Origin of the sequence: Flavobacterium ardleyense (assembly GCF_042686085.1) — a bacterium.
In the GTDB taxonomy this organism is placed as follows: Bacteria; Bacteroidota; Bacteroidia; order Flavobacteriales; family Flavobacteriaceae; genus Flavobacterium; species Flavobacterium ardleyense.
The window spans coordinates 296,693-319,701 of record NZ_JBHUOL010000012.1 but is presented as its reverse complement, the minus strand read 5'-3'; the positions used below and the strand labels follow the sequence as shown (position 1 = coordinate 319,701).

At 32.9% G+C, this 23,009-nt stretch carries 23 protein-coding genes; 15 read left to right on the top strand and 8 right to left on the bottom strand.

Features of this window, described 5'->3' with window-relative positions:
* The first annotated feature begins 11 nt into the window (after nucleotides 1-11).
* The 3 genes from ACFSX9_RS07135 (at nucleotide 12) to ACFSX9_RS07125 (ending at nucleotide 2,785) form a co-directional block, all read left to right on the top strand.
* Complete coding sequence (locus ACFSX9_RS07135; RefSeq protein WP_379806097.1) at nucleotides 12-437, top strand: hypothetical protein; 426 nt, start codon at nucleotides 12-14, stop codon at nucleotides 435-437.
* 205 nt (nucleotides 438-642) lie between these two features.
* Nucleotides 643-1,641, top strand: coding sequence for a DUF2157 domain-containing protein (locus tag ACFSX9_RS07130; protein ID WP_379806095.1), 999 nt, complete (start codon nucleotides 643-645; stop codon nucleotides 1,639-1,641).
* Nucleotides 1,628-2,785: a hypothetical protein gene (locus ACFSX9_RS07125; RefSeq protein WP_379806093.1), complete on the top strand. Its 1,158-nt coding sequence runs from the start codon at nucleotides 1,628-1,630 to the stop codon at nucleotides 2,783-2,785. The genes ACFSX9_RS07130 and ACFSX9_RS07125 overlap by 14 nt, the downstream gene beginning before the upstream one ends.
* Before the next feature lie 83 nt (nucleotides 2,786-2,868).
* Here the strand turns inward: ACFSX9_RS07125 and ACFSX9_RS07120 are convergent, their stop codons facing one another.
* Nucleotides 2,869-3,564, bottom strand: coding sequence for a hypothetical protein (locus ACFSX9_RS07120; RefSeq protein WP_379806091.1), 696 nt, complete (start codon nucleotides 3,562-3,564; stop codon nucleotides 2,869-2,871).
* 217 nt (nucleotides 3,565-3,781) lie between these two features.
* Between ACFSX9_RS07120 and ACFSX9_RS07115 the strand changes: the two genes are divergently transcribed.
* From ACFSX9_RS07115 to ACFSX9_RS07080, 8 genes are all read left to right on the top strand, one after another.
* Nucleotides 3,782-4,996: an aminotransferase class V-fold PLP-dependent enzyme gene (locus ACFSX9_RS07115; protein WP_379806089.1), complete on the top strand. Its 1,215-nt coding sequence runs from the start codon at nucleotides 3,782-3,784 to the stop codon at nucleotides 4,994-4,996.
* Nucleotides 4,997-5,018: 22 nt separating this feature from the next.
* Nucleotides 5,019-5,759 carry an META domain-containing protein gene (locus ACFSX9_RS07110; RefSeq protein WP_379806087.1) on the top strand — a complete coding sequence of 247 codons (741 nt, stop codon included), beginning with the start codon at nucleotides 5,019-5,021 and terminating at the stop codon, nucleotides 5,757-5,759.
* 10 nt (nucleotides 5,760-5,769) lie between these two features.
* Nucleotides 5,770-6,192 (top strand): SufE family protein, encoded by a 423-nt coding sequence (locus tag ACFSX9_RS07105; RefSeq protein ID WP_379806085.1) that lies wholly within the window; start codon nucleotides 5,770-5,772, stop codon nucleotides 6,190-6,192.
* Nucleotides 6,193-6,324: 132 nt separating this feature from the next.
* Nucleotides 6,325-6,741 carry a GxxExxY protein gene (locus tag ACFSX9_RS07100; RefSeq protein ID WP_379806083.1) on the top strand — a complete coding sequence of 139 codons (417 nt, stop codon included), beginning with the start codon at nucleotides 6,325-6,327 and terminating at the stop codon, nucleotides 6,739-6,741.
* Nucleotides 6,742-6,827: 86 nt separating this feature from the next.
* Nucleotides 6,828-7,151, top strand: coding sequence for an SUF system Fe-S cluster assembly protein (locus ACFSX9_RS07095; protein ID WP_379806081.1), 324 nt, complete (start codon nucleotides 6,828-6,830; stop codon nucleotides 7,149-7,151).
* 78 nt (nucleotides 7,152-7,229) lie between these two features.
* Nucleotides 7,230-9,065, top strand: a complete 1,836-nt coding sequence (locus tag ACFSX9_RS07090; protein WP_379806079.1) for an ABC transporter ATP-binding protein — start codon at nucleotides 7,230-7,232, stop codon at nucleotides 9,063-9,065.
* Between the two features lie 6 nt (nucleotides 9,066-9,071).
* The gene (locus tag ACFSX9_RS07085) at nucleotides 9,072-9,575 is read left to right on the top strand and encodes a DUF2480 family protein (protein ID WP_379806077.1); all 504 of its coding nucleotides are present in this window, start codon (nucleotides 9,072-9,074) and stop codon (nucleotides 9,573-9,575) included.
* Nucleotides 9,576-9,670: 95 nt separating this feature from the next.
* Nucleotides 9,671-10,513: a DUF3078 domain-containing protein gene (locus ACFSX9_RS07080; RefSeq protein ID WP_379806075.1), complete on the top strand. Its 843-nt coding sequence runs from the start codon at nucleotides 9,671-9,673 to the stop codon at nucleotides 10,511-10,513.
* 31 nt (nucleotides 10,514-10,544) lie between these two features.
* Here ACFSX9_RS07080 and hflX read toward each other — a convergent pair whose 3' ends face one another.
* From hflX to ACFSX9_RS07060, 4 genes are all read right to left on the bottom strand, one after another.
* Nucleotides 10,545-11,780, bottom strand: a complete 1,236-nt coding sequence (gene hflX, locus ACFSX9_RS07075) for a GTPase HflX (RefSeq protein ID WP_379806073.1) — start codon at nucleotides 11,778-11,780, stop codon at nucleotides 10,545-10,547.
* A 147-nt stretch (nucleotides 11,781-11,927) separates the two neighbouring features.
* Entirely contained in the window at nucleotides 11,928-13,331 is a 1,404-nt protein-coding gene (locus ACFSX9_RS07070) for a DUF5689 domain-containing protein (protein ID WP_379806071.1), read from the bottom strand.
* A gap of 4 nt (nucleotides 13,332-13,335) precedes the next feature.
* Entirely contained in the window at nucleotides 13,336-13,959 is a 624-nt protein-coding gene (locus ACFSX9_RS07065; RefSeq protein WP_379806069.1) for a choice-of-anchor J domain-containing protein, read from the bottom strand.
* An 11-nt stretch (nucleotides 13,960-13,970) separates the two neighbouring features.
* Nucleotides 13,971-16,736, bottom strand: a complete 2,766-nt coding sequence (locus tag ACFSX9_RS07060) for a carboxypeptidase-like regulatory domain-containing protein (protein ID WP_379806067.1) — start codon at nucleotides 16,734-16,736, stop codon at nucleotides 13,971-13,973.
* Nucleotides 16,737-16,878: 142 nt separating this feature from the next.
* Between ACFSX9_RS07060 and ACFSX9_RS07055 the strand changes: the two genes are divergently transcribed.
* From ACFSX9_RS07055 to amaB, 3 genes are all read left to right on the top strand, one after another.
* On the top strand, nucleotides 16,879-18,003 hold the full coding sequence (locus tag ACFSX9_RS07055; protein ID WP_379806065.1) for an endonuclease/exonuclease/phosphatase family protein: 1,125 nt from the start codon (nucleotides 16,879-16,881) through the stop codon (nucleotides 18,001-18,003).
* 94 nt (nucleotides 18,004-18,097) lie between these two features.
* Nucleotides 18,098-18,631, top strand: coding sequence for a 3-hydroxyanthranilate 3,4-dioxygenase (locus tag ACFSX9_RS07050; RefSeq protein ID WP_379806063.1), 534 nt, complete (start codon nucleotides 18,098-18,100; stop codon nucleotides 18,629-18,631).
* A gap of 194 nt (nucleotides 18,632-18,825) precedes the next feature.
* Nucleotides 18,826-20,379: an L-piperidine-6-carboxylate dehydrogenase gene (gene amaB / locus ACFSX9_RS07045; protein ID WP_379806062.1), complete on the top strand. Its 1,554-nt coding sequence runs from the start codon at nucleotides 18,826-18,828 to the stop codon at nucleotides 20,377-20,379.
* A gap of 110 nt (nucleotides 20,380-20,489) precedes the next feature.
* Here amaB and ACFSX9_RS07040 read toward each other — a convergent pair whose 3' ends face one another.
* The 3 genes from ACFSX9_RS07040 to ACFSX9_RS07030 all read right to left on the bottom strand — a co-directional run bounded on the left by ACFSX9_RS07040 (nucleotide 20,490) and on the right by ACFSX9_RS07030 (nucleotide 22,454).
* The gene (locus ACFSX9_RS07040) at nucleotides 20,490-21,065 is read right to left on the bottom strand and encodes a PhnA domain-containing protein (protein ID WP_379806060.1); all 576 of its coding nucleotides are present in this window, start codon (nucleotides 21,063-21,065) and stop codon (nucleotides 20,490-20,492) included.
* A gap of 115 nt (nucleotides 21,066-21,180) precedes the next feature.
* Nucleotides 21,181-21,678 carry a DUF6646 family protein gene (locus tag ACFSX9_RS07035; RefSeq protein WP_379806058.1) on the bottom strand — a complete coding sequence of 166 codons (498 nt, stop codon included), beginning with the start codon at nucleotides 21,676-21,678 and terminating at the stop codon, nucleotides 21,181-21,183.
* A 41-nt stretch (nucleotides 21,679-21,719) separates the two neighbouring features.
* Nucleotides 21,720-22,454, bottom strand: a complete 735-nt coding sequence (locus tag ACFSX9_RS07030; RefSeq protein WP_379806056.1) for a metallophosphoesterase family protein — start codon at nucleotides 22,452-22,454, stop codon at nucleotides 21,720-21,722.
* Between the two features lie 157 nt (nucleotides 22,455-22,611).
* Between ACFSX9_RS07030 and ACFSX9_RS07025 the strand changes: the two genes are divergently transcribed.
* Nucleotides 22,612-22,815, top strand: coding sequence for a hypothetical protein (locus tag ACFSX9_RS07025; protein WP_379806054.1), 204 nt, complete (start codon nucleotides 22,612-22,614; stop codon nucleotides 22,813-22,815).
* Nucleotides 22,816-23,009: the final 194 nt, after the last annotated feature.

Sequence of the window (23,009 nt, the reverse complement as noted above, 5' to 3'; positions counted from 1 at the left end):
AATTACCGTGCATGAAGAAATTTTATTTAGTTTTTATATTGGTATTAACTACTGAATTTGTTCATGCACAGTTTTTTAAAGATAATGTATATTACGAAGGTGAAGTTGGAGCTATTACTTCTTTTTTAGTTAAAGACGAAGATGGTAATTCTAAGATTATTTCTCTTGGAGGATTGAGTTTTAGAGGCGGATTAGGAATTCACAATGAAGAAGAATCTTTGTTTTTTGGATTACATACGGGTATAGAAGGTAATTTTAGACATAAAACCGGAATACTTCCCATTTATTTCGATAGTAAAGTGGCTTTTGACATTGGAGAAAATACGAAACTAATTTTTTCCTTTGGGTATGGTAAAAGCTTTCAAGTTGGTCCCGAAAATTATAAAGGATTTTTAAGAAAATATACAATCGCTAGGAAATACTACTCAAAAGGATAATATGCAAAGTGTGTTTATTGAAATTAATAATCATGGTTTCTCATTTCCAGATGGAGTTCGGGCTTTAACACTTAACTTAGGATATGCCTTTACTTTTTTATAGATTTAGTACAGTATTTGAATCGAAAACTGCTTTTTGAGCGGTTTTTATTATTTATATATTATTGGTAAGCTAGTTTTGTTATCTTTAATCAAATTAAAGCTTATGGAAACACACCATTTCTCCAACTTATTGTTGAAAAAACTGCATCAAAAAGATCTTTTGAGTCAAGACCAATTAGATGAGGTTGCGGCTTATCAGCAAAAGAATATTTTTTCTTTACGAAGTGAATTGTTGTTGCTGGTTTATTTTGCAGTAATTTCTTTTACTTCGGGAATTGGAATAATGGTGTACAATAATATTGACTCCATAGGGCATATCGCAATTATTTCGTTGAATTTAATTCTGATGTTGGTTTGTTTTTACTTCGCATTTAAAAACGCTAAAGGATATCATAATTCAGAAGTTTTTTTCGACAATCCACTATACGATTATGTTGTTTTAACCGGAAGTTTATTAGCCTGTATTTTTCTAGGCTACGCGAATTATCAATTTGCTTTGTTTGATGAATCTTATGCTTATGTTTCCTTAATTTCTGCTGTCTTGTGCTTTGGTGTAGCTTATTATTTTGACAATCGGATTGTGCTTTCTATGGCGATTACAAGTTTAACAGCCTTCATCGGGATTAGTATTACGCCACAACGTATGTTAAATAATGAAATCTATTCGAGTTTAAATCTAACCTACTCTGGATTAGCTTTAGGAATTTTGTTGTTGGTTTGGATGGAATATTCGCTCAAGGAAAAAATCAAAGCACACTTTCATTTTGTCTTCGCTTCTTTTGCTTTGCATTTGACGGGATTGTGTCTATTATCTGGTTTATTGTCAGAATATTGGTTTGTGTTTATACCAATTCTTGTTGGATTTACCTACTATTTTTACAAATTAAGTCATCGCATCTATGCTACTTCCATTTTTGCCTTTATGTTGCTCTATTCTTATTTTGGGTTCAACATTATTGGCGGTCAATTGTTGGAAGAGTTACCTTTTGATATGTTTTATGAGTTGCTTTTTGTGTTAGCACCATTCTATGTAATTGCCAGTATTTTTATGTTCATCAGATTAGTCCGAAAATTTAATAAAGAGAAAGATGCAAGCGTATAATAAAACTGAATTAGAAAACTATTTTTTAGCAGAAGAAGCTGAAAAATTGTACGTTAAGAAATTTTTGTCAAAAGAACGTTTGGAAGAATTAAAAAAGAAATTGAACCAGCTGAAATTCAACAATAATATTTTGTTTCGTTTTTTATTCTTCTTATTGGGAATCTTTCTCTTTTCAACTGTAATCGGTGCTTTTTCTGTTGTACTATTTTCGATGGGAACCGAACGTTTTGAAATTATGGCTTTTTTCTATGCTATAGTCGCTTATGTGGGATTGGAAATTTTAGTAAAAATGAAATTTTTCCGACACGGATTAGACGATTCTTTTATTATAATTGCACAAATTGCTTTTTTAATCGGAGTTGGAATTGCTTCAGAATCACCTTTCCCTGTATTCGTCTTTATGATCATACTTGGTTTGTTTTTCGCTATCCGATTTATGCATACTATTTCTGCCGTTTTCGCTTATATTGGTTTGTTAGGATTATTTGTGTTTGCAATACTTGAAAACGATTTACTACCAAAGTTTTATCTTTCATTTTTTTGTTTCATCATTGCAGTGGTAGTATATCTTACAGCAGTTTATTTTCGAAAGAATCAAAATTTATATCCTTATTTTAAAACTTTGGACGTCATTCGTATGCTAACTTTGTTATTGGGTTACTTAGCCGTAAATTACTTAGTAGTAAGAGAAATTGCTTCAGAATTAATGGATTTAGACGTCAGTCTTGAGTCTGATATTCCTTTTGCAGTTATTTTTTATTGCTTAACGTTTTTAATTCCATTGGTTTATTTCTTCTTCGGTATAAAAAGAAAGGACAAAATAATTTTATACGCTGGACTAATTACTTTAGTTCTTGGATATTCGTCTATTCGGTATTATTACTCCATTTTACCTCTAGAATATGTGATGGTAATAGGTGGAATTTTACTCTTTGGATTAGCGTATTTCAGCATTCAAATATTAAAAAATAAAACGGAAGGTGTAACATTTAAACCGGATAGAGATACTAATAATTCGTTTCTTTTAAATGCTCAAGTTTTACTGACAGTCGCAAATGCAACGACTCCTCCGCCTGCAAATTCGAGTCCAATGGATTTTGGTGGTGGTGGATTTAGTGGTGGTGGAGCAGGAGAGAAGTTTTAGTTTTCTAATAAAAAAGATTGTGTCAAGATACTTAACACAATTTTTTCTAATATGAATATACTTTACTAATTAATTTTTTCAACTTAATTGAGTTCATAATTGTCTAAAATCATAGTTCGGGTTATGTTATCTGTACTGCTTCTTAAACTTTGTTTAATTATACCAATATCTTTTGCAAACCAATAGTTGGTTTCAATAGTTGTGGTCTGCGAATTTACTACTTGTACAATATTTAGATTCGCTTTTATAACATTACTATAAGTAACACCATTAATATTTTCTATTACATCTCGCTCTAAAATAGTGCCAGTGTAGCGTAACGTTGCAGGAACAGATTGCGGAGATCCGCCGTTATAAACACGCACACTATATTGGGGCGAACCCATCCACGATGCACCAACATCAACATCATCTTTTAATATTTTTATTTCGTATTCGCCAATTTCAACAGTTGCTCCATTGGGAGCAGGCACTAATACTTGTCCCGTTTTTTTAAAATAAGACGCTCCTTGTTTACTTATCCACTCTGGATAATCACTATCACTATTTAATAAACGGTGATAAGGGACATTGTTGAAATTTAACACTCCTCCTATGTATAGAAGACTCATCTCATTATTTTCTGTATACCACCATTTATTGTTCTCCACCAAAGGAAAATAATTCCCTGTTGAAATACCATAATCCACGGGTGTTTCTTTGTCATCGGTGCTACACGAATACAACGTAATAACAGCAAAAAAGAATAAAGCTACAACTTTTAAATTGATTTTAATCATCTTAATTTTAATTAAATTATCTTCAAAAATAGTTATTAAAACATAATTTCACTTACTAACTTTTTGATTTTATTTTTATAAAAGTAAATCTAAGCTGATTTAAAGGATAAGGGTTTTGTTTTACAAAGTGTATTTACATGTTTTAATACCATTTTAACCTTTATTTATTCCAATTATAAACAATGATATCGTAAATTTGTAATCAAATTGATTAGATATGTTTGATGTTCAAAAAATAAGAGCCGATTTCCCTATTCTTTCACAAAAAGTGAATGGAAAACCTTTGGTGTATTTTGATAATGGAGCTACTTCGCAAAAACCTCAAGTGGTCATTGATGCCATTTCTAAATATTACTCCGAAATTAACGCTAATATACATCGTGGTGTTCATAAATTGAGTCAATTGGCGACGGATGCGTACGAAAATTCTAGAAATACGATTCAAAATCACATTAATGCAAAACACAATCATGAAATCATCTTTTGTTCGGGAACTACTTTCGGAATAAATTTGGTGGCCAGTGGTTTTGGAAGTTTATTAAAAGCAGGCGATGAGGTTATGGTTTCTGCTTTGGAACACCACAGTAATATTGTGCCTTGGCAATTTCTATGTGAAAGAACGGGTGCGAAATTAGTAGTTATTCCAATGAATCAAAAAGGGGAATTAATTATGGCAGAATATGACAAATTACTTTCCGATAAAACTAAAATTGTTGCGGTTAACCATATTTCTAATGCTTTAGGAACGGTTAACCCGATAGAATATATTATTAAAAAAGCTCATGAAGTTGGTGCGGCCGTTTTGATTGATGGAGCACAAGCAACACCGCATTTAAAACCAGACGTTCAAGCTTTGGATTGCGATTTCTACGTTTTTTCTGGTCATAAAATCTGTGCACCAACCGGTGTTGGAATTTTATATGGAAAAGAAGAATGGTTGCGAAAATTGCCACCTTATCAAGGCGGAGGCGAAATGATCGCAGAAGTGACGTTCGAAAAAACAACTTATGCTGACTTACCGCATAAATTTGAAGCAGGAACGCCAAATATTTCAGGTGGAATTGTTTTAGGAACAGCCCTTGATTATATGAATTCGATTGGTTTTGAAAATATCGCGTCTTATGAACAAGAATTATTAGATTATGGGACCAAGCGTCTGTTAGAAATTGAAGGGTTAACTATTTATGGAACCAGTGAAAATAAGGCATCGGTAATTTCATTTAATATCGAAGGAATTCATCCATATGACATTGGCACAATTATAGATAAGTTAGGAATAGCGGTTAGAACCGGCCATCATTGTGCCCAACCTATTATGAATTTTTTCAATATTCCTGGAACAATAAGAGCAAGTTTTGCTTTTTATAATACAAAGGAAGAAATTGATATCTTTGTAGAAGCGGTTAAAAAAGCACACATGATGTTATCTTAAAAAAAGCAAAATTATGAAAGCAATGATTACAATTTTTTTAGCAGTATTCTTATCGAATGGCTGTGCGCAGGAACAGGATTTAAAGGATGTTAAAATCACTTATGGTGCTAATTCAAGGGGATACAACAGAGTTATTGAAATTGAGAACGGCAAGTTTACGGTGGTTAGTAACAGAGATGAAAATCCAGCGGCGGTTACTTTGAGTGAGGAACAGTGGAATAAAATTGCGGATCTGTATGCTAAAATTGATTTGAAAACTTTTAATGATTTAGAAGGAGCAACGATGGAAAGAGCTCACGATGGGAAAGCGCACGCTGACATGACAATTACAGTAAAAGATAAAAAATATACTACAAAAGGTTTTGACCACACCATTCCGCCAGCACAGATTAAGGAATTTGTTGATTATATTAATGAATTAGCAGATAATTCAGTAGTTAAAAATCCAATTGCAGGAAGCTATTCTGTAGAATCATTGTTATCGAAAGATATAAAAGATAAAGACTATTTTATTAGCTTCGAGCAAGATAAAATTTCAGGTTTTATGGGTTGTAACTTATATTCAGGGACTTATGAAGTAAACGATAGTTCAATTTCAATTGGTGCATTAGCAGCGACTAGAAAATATTGTCAGAATGAAATGGACTATGAATCCACATGGATGAAAATTGCCTCTGAAGTGAACAATTTTCAATTAGAAGATAAAACCATATCACTTTTTGACAGTGACAACAAATTGCTTTTAAAAGCAACAAAAAAATAAGAGATTAAGAATGACAATTAAAGAAATACAAAACGAAATAGTTGATGAATTTTCAATGTTTGATGATTGGATGCAACGTTACGAGTACATTATCGAATTAGGAAAAACACTCCCAATGATTGATGAAAACTATAAAGTTGATGAAAATATCATCCGCGGCTGTCAGTCAAAAGTTTGGGTGCACGGAGAAGAGCAAGATGGAAAAGTGATTTTCACGGCAGATAGTGATGCTATTTTAACCAAAGGAATTATTGCAATTTTAATTCGTGCTTTTTCAAATCAATCTGCGGTAGCTATTTTAGACGCTAATACCGATTTTATTGACGAGATCGGATTAAAAGAACATTTATCACCAACAAGAGCAAACGGTTTGGTTTCGATGATTAAACAGATTAAATTGTATGCTTTGGCATTTCAAACAAGACAGCAATAGGGTTTAATTTTAAAAACATATAAGTCAGATAAGTTTTAAAATTATAACTACCACACATTAAAGTTTTATAAGAGTAAATAGTAAGATTAATTATAAGCCAAAATAATAGTATGAATAAATATAATATAAGCCATGAAAAAAGTAACAAAGTCGGAATTAAAAGATTTAATTTATCAAATTAACGGTGCTGCAATTGAAGTGCATAAATGTATTGGACCAGGTTTGTTAGAATCAGTTTATCATCAATGCTTTATGAAGGAATTGGAATTAAGAAGTATTAAATTTGTTTCTGAATGTGCTGTTCCAATCATTTATAAAGGTTTTGATTTGGAAACCAAACTTAGATGCGATTTATTGGTTGAAAACATTTTAGTAGTTGAATTAAAAGCAGTTTCAGAAATGAATCCCGTTTTTGAAGCTCAAATTTTAACTTATATGAACTTATTAGAAGTTCCAATAGGTTTAATGATAAATTTTAATGTGAAAAATATATTTTACGAAGGTCAACAAACCTATGTAAATAAATTATATCAAGCATTATGGGATTAAGAAGTATTTAAAATAGAGATAACGGAATAATTAATTATAATATAAATCATAGTAACTTATATGACTTATATGTTTAAAAACAAAAAATGGAAGAATATAACGATACAAGCAATTTAGGAGAAAACGTAGTTAAAGTTTTAAAAGGAATTTTTGATCCAGAAATCCCTGTAGACATCTACGAATTAGGTTTAATTTATGATGTAATGATCAATGAAGACAACGATGTTAAAATCTTAATGACTTTGACTTCACCAAATTGTCCTGTGGCAGAAACATTGCCTATGGAAGTGGAAGAAAAAGTAAAATCTATTGATGTAGTGAAATCGTGCGAAGTAGAAATTACATTTGATCCGCCTTGGAGTAAAGATTTGATGAGCGAAGAAGCAAAATTAGAATTGGGAATGCTATAAAACCAGTTGGCAGTGTTCAGTAATTAGTAAGCAGTTTTACTACTGAACACTAATACCTGAACACTGAACACTATAAATATGGCACGTTTTCAACCGAAATCATTAAATGATTCAAAAAAAATAGGATTAAAAGATTCTTTTAATTCGCTAAGTTATGTCCCTCGTTTCTTTAGGGAAATTTGGCAAACCAATAAAAAGCTGTTTTTAATTGCTTCGTTTTGCAGATTAATAGCAGCTTTTTTACCCGTGGTAATTCTATGGATTGGAAAAATTATTATTGATGAAATTATTCGTATTACTACAGAAGGAGGAAAGGATTTTTCGGAACTTTGGAAGTATGTTTTAATTGAATTTATTTTAGTTGTCCTTTCTGATTTAGTAAGTAGAGCTATTTCGCTTACCGATGGAATATTAGGTGATCAATACAACATCAAAACTTCTGTTAAAATCATTGAAAAAACCAATGAGATCGATATTAGTCTGCTTGAAAATTCTGAGTTTTATGATAAATTAGATCGTGCGCGGACACAAACTGCTGGTCGTGTGGATTTAATGTCAAATGTTCTGGGTCAAGCCCAAAATACTATTTCGATATTAACTCTAGTTGCAGGATTAATTTACTTCGAACCTTATCTGATTATTCTTTTGGTTTTAAGTATTATCCCATCTTTTATAAATGAAGTACGCTTCAGCCAACAACAATATTCTTTAGCGAGAAGTTGGACAGCCGAAAGAAGAGAATTAGATTACTTAAGATACATCGGAGCTAATGATAAAACCGCAAAAGAAATTAAGCTTTTCGGCTTGACCGATTTTATTGTGGATCGTTTTCAAAGTTTAGCAACTAAGTATTTCAAACTGAATAAATCGTTGGTAATTAAACGTTCGAGCTATGGCTTTTTATTTAACTTACTGGGTTCTTTAAGTTATTATGCAGCTTACGTTTTCATTATTTATCGCGTTTTATCTGGTGTAATTACTTTAGGTGAATTGACTTTCCTTTCGGGAAGTTTTAATCGATTGATGAAGAATTTGCAAGATTTTTTCTCAAGATTTACACGAATTTCTGAAAGTTCTCTTTACTTAAAAGATTATTTCGACTTTATTGATATTTCGGTCGAGCCGAAAACAAAAGAAGATGTTCCGTTGCCAAAAGTAATTCTGAAAGGCTTCGAATTTAAAGAGGTGTATTTCTCTTATCCCGAATCTGATAATCAAATCCTAAAAGGAGTTAGTTTTTCAATTAAAGCAGGAGAAAAAATTGCCTTCGTCGGGCAAAATGGAGCTGGAAAAACGACTTTGACTAAATTATTACTTCGGTTTTATGAACCAACTGCAGGAGAAATCCTTTTAGACGGCGTTAATATAAATCGGTATAATAAAAAGGATTATCAAGCTTATTTCGGAGTGCTGTTTCAAGATTTCTTTAGATATGAATTTACAGTTAAAGAAAACATTGCTATTGGAAAAATAGAAGAAATAGACAATCAAGAACGCATTGAAAAAGCGGCACAATTAAGTTTGGCCGATGAAGTAGTTGCAGAATTATCTTTGGGTTACGAACAACAACTTGGAAAGAGATTTATAAAAGGTCAAGAATTATCAGGTGGTCAATGGCAAAAAATTGCTTTGGCGAGAGCTTATATGAAAAGTGCTGAGGTGATGATTTTAGACGAACCAACATCAGCCTTAGATGCAAAAGCAGAAAGCGAAGTTTTTGAACGTTTCATTCATTTAATTAAAAATAAAACTAGTGTAATTATCTCACACCGATTTAGTACGGTTCGTCAAGCAGATCGCATTATCGTGCTGGAAGAAGGAAGAATTTTAGAATCAGGCACGCACGAAGAATTGATGGAAAATAATAAGTTATATTCGAAATTATTCACGCTTCAGGCGGAAGGATATCAATAAAATAATATGGAAAAAGAAATTATAAATAAGGTAGCACAAAGTTCGTTGTTGGTTTTCGATTTAGAAGATTACTATCCTGATGAACACGTGGTTGATTTAGATATTTCCCAATGGTTGTTGGAAGGTTTTCTTCTGAAAGAATCAGATTTTAGAGCTCATTTGAAAGACACAGATTGGTCGGCTTATCAAGATAAATACGTTGCAATTTATTGCGCTACAGATGCGATTCTTCCGGCTTGGACTTATGCTTTGGTTACAGTTCACTTAGCTCCTTATGCTTTAAAAGTAATTCACGGAACTAAAGAATTAGGTATTATCGATTGGTATCAAGATGTTTTGAACAAATTAGATTATACTGACTATTTTCAAAAACCAGTAATTTTGAAAGGTTGTTCAAAAAAAGAAGTTCCGAATCAGGTATATACTTTAGCGATTCAAAAGTTAATCAAAGTAGCGCGAAGTATTATGTTTGGTGAGGCTTGTTCGGCTGTTCCGCTTTTCAAGAAGTAAAAATACGAGGTCGATTCTAGGCTTTTGCGCTTTAATTTTTTTGTTTTTGGTAATTTTGGTACTTTTGCACTTTCAAAATTTAAAATAAAGAACAAATGAAGAGAGTTTTATTGCTTTTAGTAGCTGTAAGTACATTAGGTTTCGCGCAAGAAACTTCGAATGATACTGTTAAGCATTGGACAAGAAAAGGAGTTTTTACACTTTTAGCCAATCAATCTTCTTTTAGTAACTGGCAAGCGGGAGGTCAAAATAACTTCGCTGGAAACTTAGGAATTAATTATGATTTTAATTACAAAAATGGTGATTGGAACTGGGATAACAAATGGATTGTTTCTTACGGTTTAACAAAAATAAAAGGAGCTGACACTCAAAAAACAGATGATAGAATTGAATTGAATTCTTTATTAGGAAAAAGAGCTACTGGCGAATGGTTTTATTCTGCTTTTTTCAATTTTAAAACACAAATGGATACTGGTTTAGATCCAGCGACTCAAAGTTTCAAAATTTCACATTTCTTTTCACCTGCTTACTTTCAATTTGGACCAGGTATGTTATGGAAAAAAAGCGATAATTTAAAAGTGAATTTTGCTCCGGCAACTTCAAAATTAATTATGGTTCACAAACATTTCACAGATTTAGGTTCTTCTTTTGGTGTGGAACAAGGCGATACATCAAGATATGAATTAGGAGCTGCGATCAATGGCTATTACAAGTTCAACATTATGGAAAACGTTTCTGTTGAAAATACATTGAACTTATATTCTAACTATTTAGAAGATGCAAAAAATGTTGATATCGACTACCAACTAAATATTGTAATGAAAATCAACAAGTATTTATCGACTAATTTAGCGTTTCAAACGATTTACGACGATAATGCTTTTCGAGGATTTCAAACAAAACAAGTTATTGGTGTAGGACTAAATTATGGTTTCTAATCTAACCCATTTTATATAAATGAAAAAGACCTCAATCGAGGTCTTTTTCATTTTCTACAGCGTCTTTATAATCTGGATACAAAAACTTATTGTATGGAAATCTTGTAATATGAATTTCCCTAACGGCTTCGTATACTTTTTCTCTAAATTCTTCAAAATTGTCTTTCTCCGTTGCCGAAATAAATAAAGTGTTGTTCTCACCCATTTTACTCATCCACGTAGATTTCCATTCTTCTAAGGTATAATGTTTAGAAGTTTTTTCTACGTTCAAGTCATTTTCGTCAAACTGAACGGGATTATAGATATCAATTTTATTGAAAACCATAATCACAGGTTTATCCGCACATTTAATATCTTGCAAAATTTGATTTACCGAAGCAATATGCTCTTCAAATTCAGGATGGGTAATATCTACAACGTGAAGTAGCAAATCAGCTTCTCTAACCTCATCCAATGTGCTTTTAAACGAATCAACAAGCTGTGTTGGTAGTTTTCTAATAAACCCAACCGTGTCGGTTAAAAGGAATGGTAAATTCTTAATTACGGTTTTTCTAACAGTCGTATCAAGTGTAGCGAATAGTTTGTTTTCTACAAAAACTTCACTTTTTCCAACAGCATTCATCAATGTTGATTTTCCAACATTCGTATACCCTACAATTGCAACTCTTACCATTGCACCACGATTACTTCGCTGCGTGTTCATTTGCTTGTCGATTGCTTTAATTTTATCTTTCAATAATGCAATTCGATCACGAACAATACGTCTGTCGGTTTCAATTTCTGTTTCTCCAGGTCCACGCATTCCAATTCCCCCTTTTTGACGTTCTAAATGCGTCCACATTCCTGTCAGTCTTGGAAGTAAATATTGGCATTGAGCTAATTCCACTTGGGTTCTTGCGTAAGAAGTTTCGGCACGTTGTGCAAAAATATCTAAGATAAGATTTGTTCTGTCTAGTACTTTACACTCTAATTCGCGTGTAATATTTTTTGATTGCGATGGCGAGAGTTCATCATCAAAAATAACGGTTTTAATATCGTTGTCTCTGATGTAATATTTTATTTCTTCTAGTTTTCCTGTTCCAACAAATGTTTTTGGATTCGGTTTTTCCATTTTTTGCGAAAAGCGTTTGATCACTTGGCCGCCTGCAGTGAATATAAGAAACTCCAATTCGTCAAGATACTCGTTCAGTTTCTCTTCATTTTGGTTTTGCGTTACAACTCCTACAACTATTGATTTTTCAAAGTCAATTACTTCTTTCTCTAACATATATTATCTTTAAGATTACAAAGATACGGAATTTGAAGTAAAAATAAACCGACTCTTATTATGGCATTTATTAGAAATTTTATTTTAATTGTATAAAAAAAGGCTACTCAATTAAGAATAGCCTTTAACAGTAGAATAAATATCGTTTTACTGAATTTCTATATTGTCAATATGTAAATTATATAAAGCATCTTTTCCAACTTTCAATGCAAACATATCTCCTGTATTAGATGAGTTAATTGTAATGCCAGTTATATTTAACGTGATTTTTACCCATTGTCCGTTGGTGTTAATATTTCCAGTGTATGAGTTAACTCCGTTTCCGTTTCCATTAGTATTTAATGCTGTCTTGTTTAAAACGACAGCAGTGGTTGATAAGTTATCTAGATTAAATACATCATAACCGCCAGTAGATCGAGTTATATTGATTGATAGTGATTTTGCTGAAGTTCCTTTTACCCAAAAAGTAATTTTTGTTGGATTTGCAGGAATAGTGCCATGTGAAGCAGCTAAAGCAGTAAACACATATTCATTAATTGGTGCAGTTCCATTTAAATAAAGTGAATTTGTACCTAAAGCACCAGTTCCTATGCCTTGCGTTGCATATGGTTGAAGTCCGAAGCTGTTAAGAGATGTGTTCAAAGTTGTAAAATTTTCAAAATCAGAACCTGCAAATAATAAGTTAGTAGGCGCTGTTGGATCTATGGGATCTGTTGGAATAGTGGTGTCAATTCTGTCTCCTGTTAACTGGATGTCTTTTTCAGTTCTAACCATAAATTGATATGCACCGCTGAATTTTGTTAAAACTCCTCTAATTTTACCATTTCCTGTAGCAACTTTTTTGGTAGCAAAATTTGCAAATTCACTTATTCTTACAGTAATTGTGTTGCCAGAGGCGTCACGTATATTATGATTTGTAGCAGTAAAAGTAGGAACTGGATTTAGGGTTTTATCGAAATAAGTTTTTCCTACTGATGCATCTGCAAATTGAACAGCGTCAAATTCAATCAACATGTTTAAGTATTGATCGTTTTTAGCCTGCGCAATTGTTAGGTGTTTAACGATTGATTCTTCATCAACTTTTTCGCACGAGCGCAGAATTACATCTTTATATTGAATTCCAGATAATCTTCCAACGTTGCCACTGAATAATGCTCCAATTACAGTTGAACCTTGTTGTTTGTTATAATAAACGCTATTGTCCAGTTTTATAGTAACTTTTCTGCCTGGTTCAAATTCTGTATATAAGTTGTAATTATCAACTGGCATACTAAATCCTTTTAATCCGTCTAAAGACATCATAGAGATAGATTTGTAGATATTACCACCTTCATCACTTGATGTAACGTAAGCTTCAATGTAATCAACTAGTTCTAAATCTGTTGTATATTGTTCTGGTGTACCCGTTGCAATATTTGTTATTGCACTAACTTCTTTTGTTTTGTCTATAGATACACAAATTTCATCTGGCCCTCCATAATCATCTCCATTTACACAACTTGAAAGTGTTGCTATAAATGCAATTGTTGCAATTATTTTTAGATTCTTCATATCTTTAGTTTTTAGCAATCTTAATATTATCTAGCTGTAAAGTTGTTTTTACTCCTGACTTGCTTCCAGTGTATTTGAAAGCTATTCTCACATTATCACTCGTTGTATAACTGCTTAAGCTGATAGCGCCACTTCTTACAGATACGTCATCTGCAGTTGGTTTAACGAAATTTAGTTCGGTCCATGTAGCCGTTGCAATTCCAGCTGTTGTACCATCATAATCTGTGGATACCATTGCTTTTAATGGATATCCATTACCATATCTAGTTAAAGTAGAAAATGATAATTTTGGAGATGTAGTAGCTGTTAAATCAATTGCAGGAGTAATTAACCAAGTTTGATCTGATGTGCCAGAAGCCGAAAAGTTTGAGGAAAACTCAGCAAATTTATTATTGCTAAAAAGTTTACCAACCCATAGGCGTGAGTTTGAGGTATTAAAGTTCACCCATCCATCTAATTCAATTGCCACTTCAGTTGATCCAGCTCCAGTTCCAATATCATTAAAACTTTCTGATAAAGCGTAATCTACTGTTTTAGGGATTGAGTAATCGTCTTCGCTTACGCAACTAGTTAATACACTTGTTGAAAGAGCTAAAACGAAAAATATTTTTAAATAATTAATTTTCATAGTCTTTTTTATTAGAAGTTAATATAGAAGTTAACAAATGCTGTTCTTCCATAACCATAGAAATATTTTGAACCGAAAGAAGGCGTTCCGTTTGCGTTATCTGCTTGTAAGTCTGCAAAATTAGCTTTTCTAGATTGTTCAAAACCACCTGTTTTATATCTTACATCGAATACATTGTTTATAGAAGCAAAGAATCCAACAGTGTTTCTATTTGCTTTACTTATTCTCCAAGATTTCCCTCCTGTTAAGTTTACCAATGTAAAGTCGTCAAATTTTTCCTGTTTTAGAATGGCTCTAACTGCTTCTGGAGTTGCTCCTGAGTAACCATCACCGTTTGAATTAACTGCAAAGTTATTCGTTCTTAAAACGCTTGAAACATCAATATAGCTATCGGCTAAGTAATTTACGTTAGCTCCAATCCACCAAAATTTCGGCGCTCTATATTCCAAGCCAAAAGAAGCTGCTTTTTGTGGCATTCCCGGTTGGAAGTAATCTTTAATGTATGTTTTTCCTAAATCAATCAATGTGTTTGAGTTGGTTTGAGCTAAAGCATCGTCATTAATTTTTAATTTCGCATTGTTAGAATAAATGTATTGACCGTATGATGCAGCAAGAGTAGCTTTAACAGTAGACGTAATATTATACTCTAAACCAAGTTCTGCTCCCATATTTTGTTTGTCAATTCCTGTTGTAATTTCACTTACAAAAGTATCAGAATCGCCTGCAGCATCATCAAATTCTCCATAATAGAAAGAGATTTTAGAAGCGTCTTTGATCTTAGCATAGAAACCAGTTAATCTTGCTTTAAATTTCGGCATTCTTACAATATAACTAGCATCTGCACTTGTGATTGATTCACTTTTAATATCTGGTGTAATTACGTTATTTAATCTAGCATTTGAGAATGTGTTTCTTAAGCCAGGCGCTTTAGTTTGGTATAAACCATTAAAGTCTAAATAGTGTCTTCCTGATAATTTATAAGTTAAACCACCTTTGAATCCGAAGTTTTCGAAAGTGATGCTTTCCCCTTTTCCGAAAGAATTGTTAGCATAAATTCCGTTTTTATATATACCTTCTCTCTGATACTCTGTTCTAGAAAAAGATTGTGCTAAATAGAAATCAGCTTTGTCATACGTAAATTTAAATTGAGTAAAACCGTCAAAAGTTAAGGCATGTAACAAATAGTTATAACCGTAAGATTCGTTTTCGCCAACCTGTCTGTTAGGATTGTTTAAATTTGATTGCGCACCATCTCCACTAAAGAATGTGTCTACATCTAAAAAGTACTGTCCACCCATTAAATCTAGAAGATTTTGATGATTGTGAGAACGTAATTTTCTGAAGTTGACTCCTGCGTTTAAAGTGATATTGTCAGATAAACTTGAGTGTAATAGCGTGTTAGCATTTAATAAGTTGTCATCAGTTCTGTCCTCATACAATACATAAACACTTCTTCCTGTGTAAGCACTTGTGTTATTTGCAGCATACATCGCATTCCAATCTAACTGAGCATTAGATTGAAAGGTTTCACCAATTGAAGTCAATTGTGCTGGTGAGTAACCGCCTAAGTTATTGAAATAACTTGGTAAGTTTTTGTAGTATGTTTTATCAGGGTTGTTTCCTAACTGATAGTCTAATCTAGAGTTGCCAATAGTTCCGGTTTGAAAAGCAACATTAGTATTTAAGTTAGTTCTATTAGATAATTTCCAATAGTGGGATAACATTACAATTGGCTCTTCAATATCTTTATCTCTTGAATTACGTTTTTTACCGTTTTGATAACCCCAATAAGAATTGTATTCAATTCCCATTAAATCAGTAACTTCGTCAGTATTTGGAGAAGTTTTTCCTCTACTGTTTTGAGAATAAATCGCAGTTAAATTTAAGCTATGGTTATCATTTATTCTTTTTTCAACACTTGCAAATAATGAGTTTGCAGCATAATCTGTTCCTTCAAAATAACCTTCTTCTGCCCATCTTCTAGAAGCAGAAACTACAAATGCCCAACCGTCTTGGTTCATGCCAGAAGCATGAGTTCCCATTGTTCTAAAGTTGTAATTTGTGTTTGTTCCAGACATAGAAATTCTTGTACCTGGACGGTAGAATGAAGCTCTTGTGTTAATTTGCTGCGTTCCTAAAGCACCACCAAAATTGTAGTCTGAAGGAGCTGAACCCATTGAGAATTCTTGATTTCTTGTTGCATCGTTTAAACCACCCCAGTTACTCCATTGTGGTCTTCCGTCATAAATCTTATTCATTACAATACCATTAATCATAGTGGTACCATATTCGTTGTCTAAACCTCTGATTCTGAAACGAGCTTGACCCCAATTAAATGCGGCAGCTTGTTGATACGTATCGCGAGTAGCTTGTAATAAACCCGCAGTACTTTCAGATCCACTGTTGTCATCACCTAAATCATTTTCTGTAATTGTTACAAGGCTTAATTGTTGTTCAGAAGTAATATCTTCCTCTAAAACAATTGTTCCTAAATCAACAGTCTCTTCGGTAGCTGGTTCTAACAAATATGTTTGTTGACTATATCCATTAGTCTTAACCAATAACACTTGACTACCTGGTGGAACCGTTTGAAAAACAAAGTTTCCATCAAAATCAGTTAAAGCAGATTGGTTAGTACTTTGAATCGTAGCAACAACGTTTTGTAATGGTTTTTGGCTTTTAGCATCGATAACCTTACCTTTTAAGGCTGGATTTTGCTGTGCAAAAACAAAAACAGCTTGTAGTACTAGAATAGTACTTAAAACAAGTTTTTTCATAAAGAATATTATAGTTAATACTAATTGATTGCTAGGGGCTTAAAAAAAACTTGGCAGCCTACAAAGGTATAACTTTTAATAATATTATTTACCTTTGGCATCCAATTTGTATTCAACTTGATAATTATATAACATTCGTTTTATGAAAATTAAAAACTGTATTACTGCTTTTGTTGTGATATTCGCAATAAACCAAAATTTAGCCCAAGACAAAAAGTTCAAAGTGCACACCGTTGCATTCTACAATGTAGAAAACTTATTTGATACCATCAATGATCCGGATACTTATGATGAAGAATATACGCCAGTTAATGGATGGACTAAGAAAAATTACGAAAAAAAATTAGATAACTTAAGTAGAGTGCTAATTGAATTAGGGACTAGTGACATGCAGAAAAATTCACCTGTAATCATTGGTGTTTGTGAAGTAGAAAATAGAAGAGTTTTAGAAGACTTAGTTAAACATCCACGATTAATTGACAAAGGATACAAAGTAGTTCACTTTGATTCGCCAGACAAACGTGGAATTGACGTTGGATTTTTATATCAAGAAAAGTATTTTCAACCTACTAGCTATATCAATGTGCCGCTTTATGTTTATCAAAACGAAGAGACTAAAACAAAGAAGTCTAAGAAGACTGATGATCAAGACGAAGAAATAGAAAACAATAAAAACTATGACACAAAAACGAAAAGAATCTATACACGTGACCAACTTTTAGTTACGGGTATGTTAGATGGTGAAGAGATAAATGTAATTGTAAATCACTGGCCATCGCGTTCAGGTGGTGAAAAAAGAAGTAGTCCTTATAGAGAAGCTGCCGGAAGGTTAAATAGAAAAATTATGGATTCTCTTATTAAAATTAACCCAAATGCTAAAATGATTACAATGGGCGATCTTAATGACGGCACATATAACAAAAGTGTAAAAGAAGGAATTGGCGCCAAACTTAAAAAAGAAGAATTAAAAAAACCAGCAGATATTTTTAATCCTTTTGAGCAAATGGCAAAAGATGGCCACGCAACCCTGTTTTATAGAGATTCAGGTGATATTTTTGACCAAATCATGATAAGTGAGCAATTTATTTCAAAAGATAAAAACGATTACGGATCATTTAAATATTGGAAGGCGGGTATTTATAACAAACCCTTCTTAATTCAAAGAACTGGCCAGTATAAAGGGTATCCTTTGAGAAATCAAAACAATGTTCCAGGATTCTCTGATCACTTTCCGGTATATATTTACTTAGTGAAAGAGGTTAGATAATTCTTAAAAATTTTATAAAAAGGTTAGTTTGTAATGAAAATTATGACTAACCTTTTTTCTTTTTAGTAACTTCGTAGTCACAAAACTATAATCTATGGCAATTCAAAAACCATTCAATCTCACGAAATGGGTTGAAGAAAACCGAGCTTTACTAAAACCGCCGGTTGGAAACAAAAATTTATACGTCAGCTCAGGCGATTATATCGTTATGATTGTAGCCGGACCAAACGCTCGTAAAGATTACCACTACAGCGGAAGCGAAGAATTATTCTATCAGTTAGAAGGAAATATCACCGTTTACGTGCAAGACGAAGGCAAGAAAGAAGCAATGCAACTTGGTCCTGGCGATATGTTTTTATTGCCTGCAAAAACACCACATTCTCCTGTTCGCGAAGAAAATTCAATCGGATTAGTAGTAGAAAAGAAACGCGAAGGAAAAGATATTCCAGATGGATTATTATGGTATTGCGACAATTGCAACCACAAATTACACGAAGTTTATTTTGAATTAGAAGACATTGAAGTGGATTTTTTAGCCCATTTTAAAGACTTTTATGGTTCAGAGGAATTAAGAACTTGCGATAATTGCGGAACAGTAATGGAAGCAGATCCAAGATTTGTAAAATAATTTTTAGGAGCTATTTCCAGCTGTCCACTCTATCTTTTTATTTTTTAAAGAAAAAACAAAAAGGATGCCGTTCCCATCTGGGCTAGGGCAATATCCTTAAAAGCATAATTCTTGTGTAACAATAATCACTAAAAAAGTCAAAAAAAAGCACTATTTTTGTGTAAAATATAACAAAATCATTAAATAAAGTTACAATGCCAACAATAGCTCAACAATTTGGAATGGAAGAAGCTTTAGCACAATTAGGTGTAAAAGCTATAAATGACGGAACTTCAACAGGAAATGAATGGTTCTCTAACGGAGAATTAATCGAAAGTTATTCACCTGTTGATGGTCAATTAATAGGAAAAGTAAGAGCAACAACTGCTGCCGATTACGAGCGAGTAATGGAAAGCGCAACGAAAGCTTTTAAAACTTTTAGAACAATGCCTGCGCCACAACGAGGAGAAATCGTTCGTCAATTTGGAAACAAATTAAGAGAATTAAAAGAACCATTAGGGAAATTAGTTTCTTACGAAATGGGGAAATCACTACAAGAAGGTTACGGAGAAGTTCAAGAAATGATCGATATCTGTGATTTTGCTGTAGGTTTATCACGTCAATTAAACGGTCAAACAATTCCTTCAGAGCGTCCTAAACACGTAATGAGAGAACAATGGCATTCAATAGGAGTTGTCGGAATTATTTCTGCTTTTAACTTTCCAGTTGCCGTTTGGTCTTGGAACACCGCTTTAGCTTGGATTTGTGGGGATGTATGTGTGTGGAAAGCTTCGGAAAAAGCACCTTTATGTTCAATCGCTTGTCAAAACATTATTGCTGGAATCTTAAAAGATAACAATTTACCAGAAGGTATTTCTTGTATCATCAACGGAGATTACAAAGTAGGTGAAATGATGACAACAGATGTTAGAATTCCATTAATTTCTGCTACAGGTTCAACAAGAATGGGAAGAATCGTTGGAACAACAGTTGCACAACGTTTCGGAAAATCATTATTAGAATTAGGTGGAAATAACGCAATTATCATCACACCAACTGCCGACTTAAAAGTAGTTGTTCCCGGTGCTGTATTTGGTGCTGTAGGAACTGCTGGTCAAAGATGTACTTCTACAAGAAGATTAATCATTCACGAATCAGTTTACGATAAAGTAAGAGATGCAATCGTTGGTGCATACAAACAATTAACTATTGGAAATCCATTAGATCAAAAAAATCATATCGGTCCACTTATCGATAAAGATGCTGTAAACACTTATTTAGCTGCAATTGAGAAAGCAAAAGCTGAAGGTGGAAAAGTATTAGTTGATGGTGGCGTTCTTTCTGGTGAAGGATACGAATCAGGTTGCTACGTGAAACCAGCAATCATTGAAGCGGAGAATCATTTCGAAATCGTACAACACGAAACTTTTGCTCCAGTTTTATATTTAATGAAATATTCAGGAGATGTAGAAAATGCAATCGATCTTCAAAACGGAGTGGCACAAGGATTATCTTCTGCAATTATGACGAATGACTTGAAAGAAGCTGAAAAATTCTTATCATTCTCTGGTTCAGATTGTGGTATCGCAAACGTAAACATCGGAACATCTGGCGCTGAAATTGGTGGAGCTTTTGGTGGAGAAAAAGAAACAGGTGGTGGTCGTGAATCAGGATCTGATGCTTGGAAAATATACATGAGAAGACAAACAAATACTGTAAACTACTCAGACGAATTGCCTTTAGCACAAGGAATTAAATTTGATTTGTAGAGCATTTAATAAGATAAGTAATAAGGTAAAACTTATACAAAAAAGGCGTTCAATATTTTGAACGCCTTTACTTTTTTAAATCTTATTTGACTTATATGTTGCGCAATGTTTTACTTCGTTTTCTTCACATACTGCGTCAATATATAAATAGTTTGGCTTTCAACTCTACCTTCAATAAGAGTAGCATCATCCCAAACCAATTTAATATTATGAACCGCCGCACCACGTTTAGCTGTAAATGTTGCTCCTTTTACATCTAAATCTTTTACTAAAACCACAGAATCACCATCGAATAAAGTTACGCCATTACTGTCTTTGTGAACGATTTTATTTTCATCTTCTTCTTCATCTTCAGCAGTTGCTTTTGCCCATTCTAAAGCTTCTTCATCTAAATACATCATTTCTAGCAAGTCGTTGTTTTTCAAACGCGCTAACATTCGCCAAGATAAAATTTGAACGGGTAAATTTTCGTTCCACATGCTATCAGATAATCCTCTCCAATCTTTTTCATCGGTTGTTTCTGGATTTTCAACTTGGTCTTTCAAGTTTTTTGACAATAAAACCGAATGTTCTAAGCTTTCCGCAGTATGTGGCGGTAAAGTATAAACTACTAAATCATGTTCGGCGCCGCTGATTTCGCAAACTGAACCACTGCGGTCTTTTAGTTTTTTTTCTATTACACTCATTTTATATGGATTTTACGTTATGATATTTCGGGTAAAGGTATAAATTGTTATAGGATGGCATAAAAAAAAGCAACTTTTTTGAAGAGTTGCTTTAATAGGTATACCAAAAATAATACTATAGGTTAAAGGAAGCTCCAATTTGCAATACAAATTGGTTGTTGTAATGTTCAAAACCTCTTACTTCAGAATCGTATCTAGCTAAAGGAGCAGATCCTTCAACATATAGACCAAATCCATCAGTAAAGAAATAACGCGCACCTAAGTGAGCACCAAAATTACGTGTTCCTAAATGTAATCCCGGATAAACATCCATTTTTGGATCTAATCCTAATACATTTCCAATATTCGCATTAAAGCGTACTTTTAAATCAGCTCTATCTTCAAACTTCGCTTTGACTCCATCAATATCATTTGCACCTAGTAAATAGGTTGCCACAAATCCAAAAGACATGTTCTCGCCAAGTCCAAAATCAACCGTAGATGTAATTCCAGTTGCTCCATCTTGCATATTTAGACCAACTTGAAACTTAGTATCACCTTTTCCTTGAAAGGCTTGCGCGTTCGACATTTGAACTGCTGCAAATAACATAATTATAGATAAAATTCTTTTCATAGCGCTATAAGTTTTAAATAAAGTACAAATATAAGATAATTTTAGTTTCTTCCCTTTTCATTTGGATATAAATCAGGCAAAGGATCACTTTGTTCAAATTCTTTTGACACCACATCCATGATAGTCAATTTACCTTTGAAAGCAGCTCCAGTATCTACATTCCAAACATTAGCAAAATTTACCGGCACCTCCTCATTGATGTATGTAACGGGTGTATGGCCAATGAAAATTTCGTGGTATATCTTCAGTCTTTTAGGATAATAGATGCTTTCGCTCGAAAGGTTTCTGTCCAGAGCCATTGCCATTTCCCAAAGTGTTCTATCCCAATAAAATAGAGGTTTAAAGTGCTCGTGCGCTACACCTTTTAGATTAGAAAATCCTGCATGAAGATACAATCTATTGTTTTCGTCTAAATGATAGTTCTGAAGTGACTTCAAAAACACAATATGTTTTGCTTTAGTTTCGTTATCAATGTATTGGTAGGATAAAACGGTTGCTTCTCCTCCATGTTGATACCATAATGATTTGTCAATGTTTTGGTTGTTTTCGGTTAACCAATCAAGTACTAGTTCATCATGATTTCCACGAATAAAAATACATTTTTGACGTTTTTGCAACTCAATTAGATAATCTAAAACAGCGGGAGATTCACTCCATCCATCGACATAGTCACCTAGAAAAATTAGGGTGTCATCCGACGTAAATTTTATTTTGTTTAAAACTTGAACCAAAGCTTTTAGACCTCCATGGATGTCTCCTATTACAAATTTTTTCATATAATCTCAGTAAACATTGGGAATAGAAAGTAAAAATGTACAGAAAATCTGCAACAGACTTTAAAAATGATTTGTTATTTTTAATAAATACAAAAATCGATATAATATTCTTAATATACTCTATTACAAACTACAAACTTTTATAAAAATTATTATTATGAAAAATTCTACAAAATTACTTGGACTGTTTGCCGTTAGTTTTTTCTTGTTTTCATGTTCTGCAGATGAGCAAGATGCAGATTTGGACAGAGCTATAAAATTGTCTGAAATGATTCAATTAAATACTATGGAGTCGAAAACCGAAAATGATAGTAGTGCAAGAGAAGAGGGTACTCCTGTAATAATAATCAAAAAAGAATAATTTTATTAACCCAAATTCTATGAAAATACTTATACTGCTTGTAATTAGTTTCTTGTTGTTTTAAATATTCCAAATAAAAACGACAGTGTATCTCTTGATAAAGTTACGAAATAAGAAAGAGAATTCCCCTTAATAAATAGTAGTGATAAAGGAAGTAGTGCTCGAATTCCAATAATAATTATAAAAAGAGATTA

What these genes read in the sequence shown, in the direction of transcription:
- ACFSX9_RS07100 (WP_379806083.1), top strand. Translation starts at nt 6,325, where the DNA reads ATGAAAAAAGTAACAAAGTCGGAATTAAAAGATTTAATTTATCAAATT.
- ACFSX9_RS07040 (WP_379806060.1), bottom strand. Translation starts at nt 21,065, where the DNA reads ATGAGTGTAATAGAAAAAAAACTAAAAGACCGCAGTGGTTCAGTTTGC.
- ACFSX9_RS07115 (WP_379806089.1), top strand. Translation starts at nt 3,782, where the DNA reads ATGTTTGATGTTCAAAAAATAAGAGCCGATTTCCCTATTCTTTCACAA.
- ACFSX9_RS07120 (WP_379806091.1), bottom strand. Translation starts at nt 3,564, where the DNA reads ATGATTAAAATCAATTTAAAAGTTGTAGCTTTATTCTTTTTTGCTGTT.
- ACFSX9_RS07050 (WP_379806063.1), top strand. Translation starts at nt 18,098, where the DNA reads ATGGCAATTCAAAAACCATTCAATCTCACGAAATGGGTTGAAGAAAAC.
- amaB (WP_379806062.1), top strand. Translation starts at nt 18,826, where the DNA reads ATGCCAACAATAGCTCAACAATTTGGAATGGAAGAAGCTTTAGCACAA.
- ACFSX9_RS07090 (WP_379806079.1), top strand. Translation starts at nt 7,230, where the DNA reads ATGGCACGTTTTCAACCGAAATCATTAAATGATTCAAAAAAAATAGGA.
- ACFSX9_RS07025 (WP_379806054.1), top strand. Translation starts at nt 22,612, where the DNA reads ATGAAAAATTCTACAAAATTACTTGGACTGTTTGCCGTTAGTTTTTTC.
- ACFSX9_RS07085 (WP_379806077.1), top strand. Translation starts at nt 9,072, where the DNA reads ATGGAAAAAGAAATTATAAATAAGGTAGCACAAAGTTCGTTGTTGGTT.
- ACFSX9_RS07130 (WP_379806095.1), top strand. Translation starts at nt 643, where the DNA reads ATGGAAACACACCATTTCTCCAACTTATTGTTGAAAAAACTGCATCAA.
- ACFSX9_RS07095 (WP_379806081.1), top strand. Translation starts at nt 6,828, where the DNA reads ATGGAAGAATATAACGATACAAGCAATTTAGGAGAAAACGTAGTTAAA.
- ACFSX9_RS07055 (WP_379806065.1), top strand. Translation starts at nt 16,879, where the DNA reads ATGAAAATTAAAAACTGTATTACTGCTTTTGTTGTGATATTCGCAATA.
- ACFSX9_RS07105 (WP_379806085.1), top strand. Translation starts at nt 5,770, where the DNA reads ATGACAATTAAAGAAATACAAAACGAAATAGTTGATGAATTTTCAATG.
- ACFSX9_RS07030 (WP_379806056.1), bottom strand. Translation starts at nt 22,454, where the DNA reads ATGAAAAAATTTGTAATAGGAGACATCCATGGAGGTCTAAAAGCTTTG.
- hflX (WP_379806073.1), bottom strand. Translation starts at nt 11,780, where the DNA reads ATGTTAGAGAAAGAAGTAATTGACTTTGAAAAATCAATAGTTGTAGGA.
- ACFSX9_RS07065 (WP_379806069.1), bottom strand. Translation starts at nt 13,959, where the DNA reads ATGAAAATTAATTATTTAAAAATATTTTTCGTTTTAGCTCTTTCAACA.
- ACFSX9_RS07080 (WP_379806075.1), top strand. Translation starts at nt 9,671, where the DNA reads ATGAAGAGAGTTTTATTGCTTTTAGTAGCTGTAAGTACATTAGGTTTC.
- ACFSX9_RS07070 (WP_379806071.1), bottom strand. Translation starts at nt 13,331, where the DNA reads ATGAAGAATCTAAAAATAATTGCAACAATTGCATTTATAGCAACACTT.
- ACFSX9_RS07135 (WP_379806097.1), top strand. Translation starts at nt 12, where the DNA reads ATGAAGAAATTTTATTTAGTTTTTATATTGGTATTAACTACTGAATTT.
- ACFSX9_RS07035 (WP_379806058.1), bottom strand. Translation starts at nt 21,678, where the DNA reads ATGAAAAGAATTTTATCTATAATTATGTTATTTGCAGCAGTTCAAATG.
- ACFSX9_RS07110 (WP_379806087.1), top strand. Translation starts at nt 5,019, where the DNA reads ATGATTACAATTTTTTTAGCAGTATTCTTATCGAATGGCTGTGCGCAG.
- ACFSX9_RS07060 (WP_379806067.1), bottom strand. Translation starts at nt 16,736, where the DNA reads ATGAAAAAACTTGTTTTAAGTACTATTCTAGTACTACAAGCTGTTTTT.
- ACFSX9_RS07125 (WP_379806093.1), top strand. Translation starts at nt 1,628, where the DNA reads ATGCAAGCGTATAATAAAACTGAATTAGAAAACTATTTTTTAGCAGAA.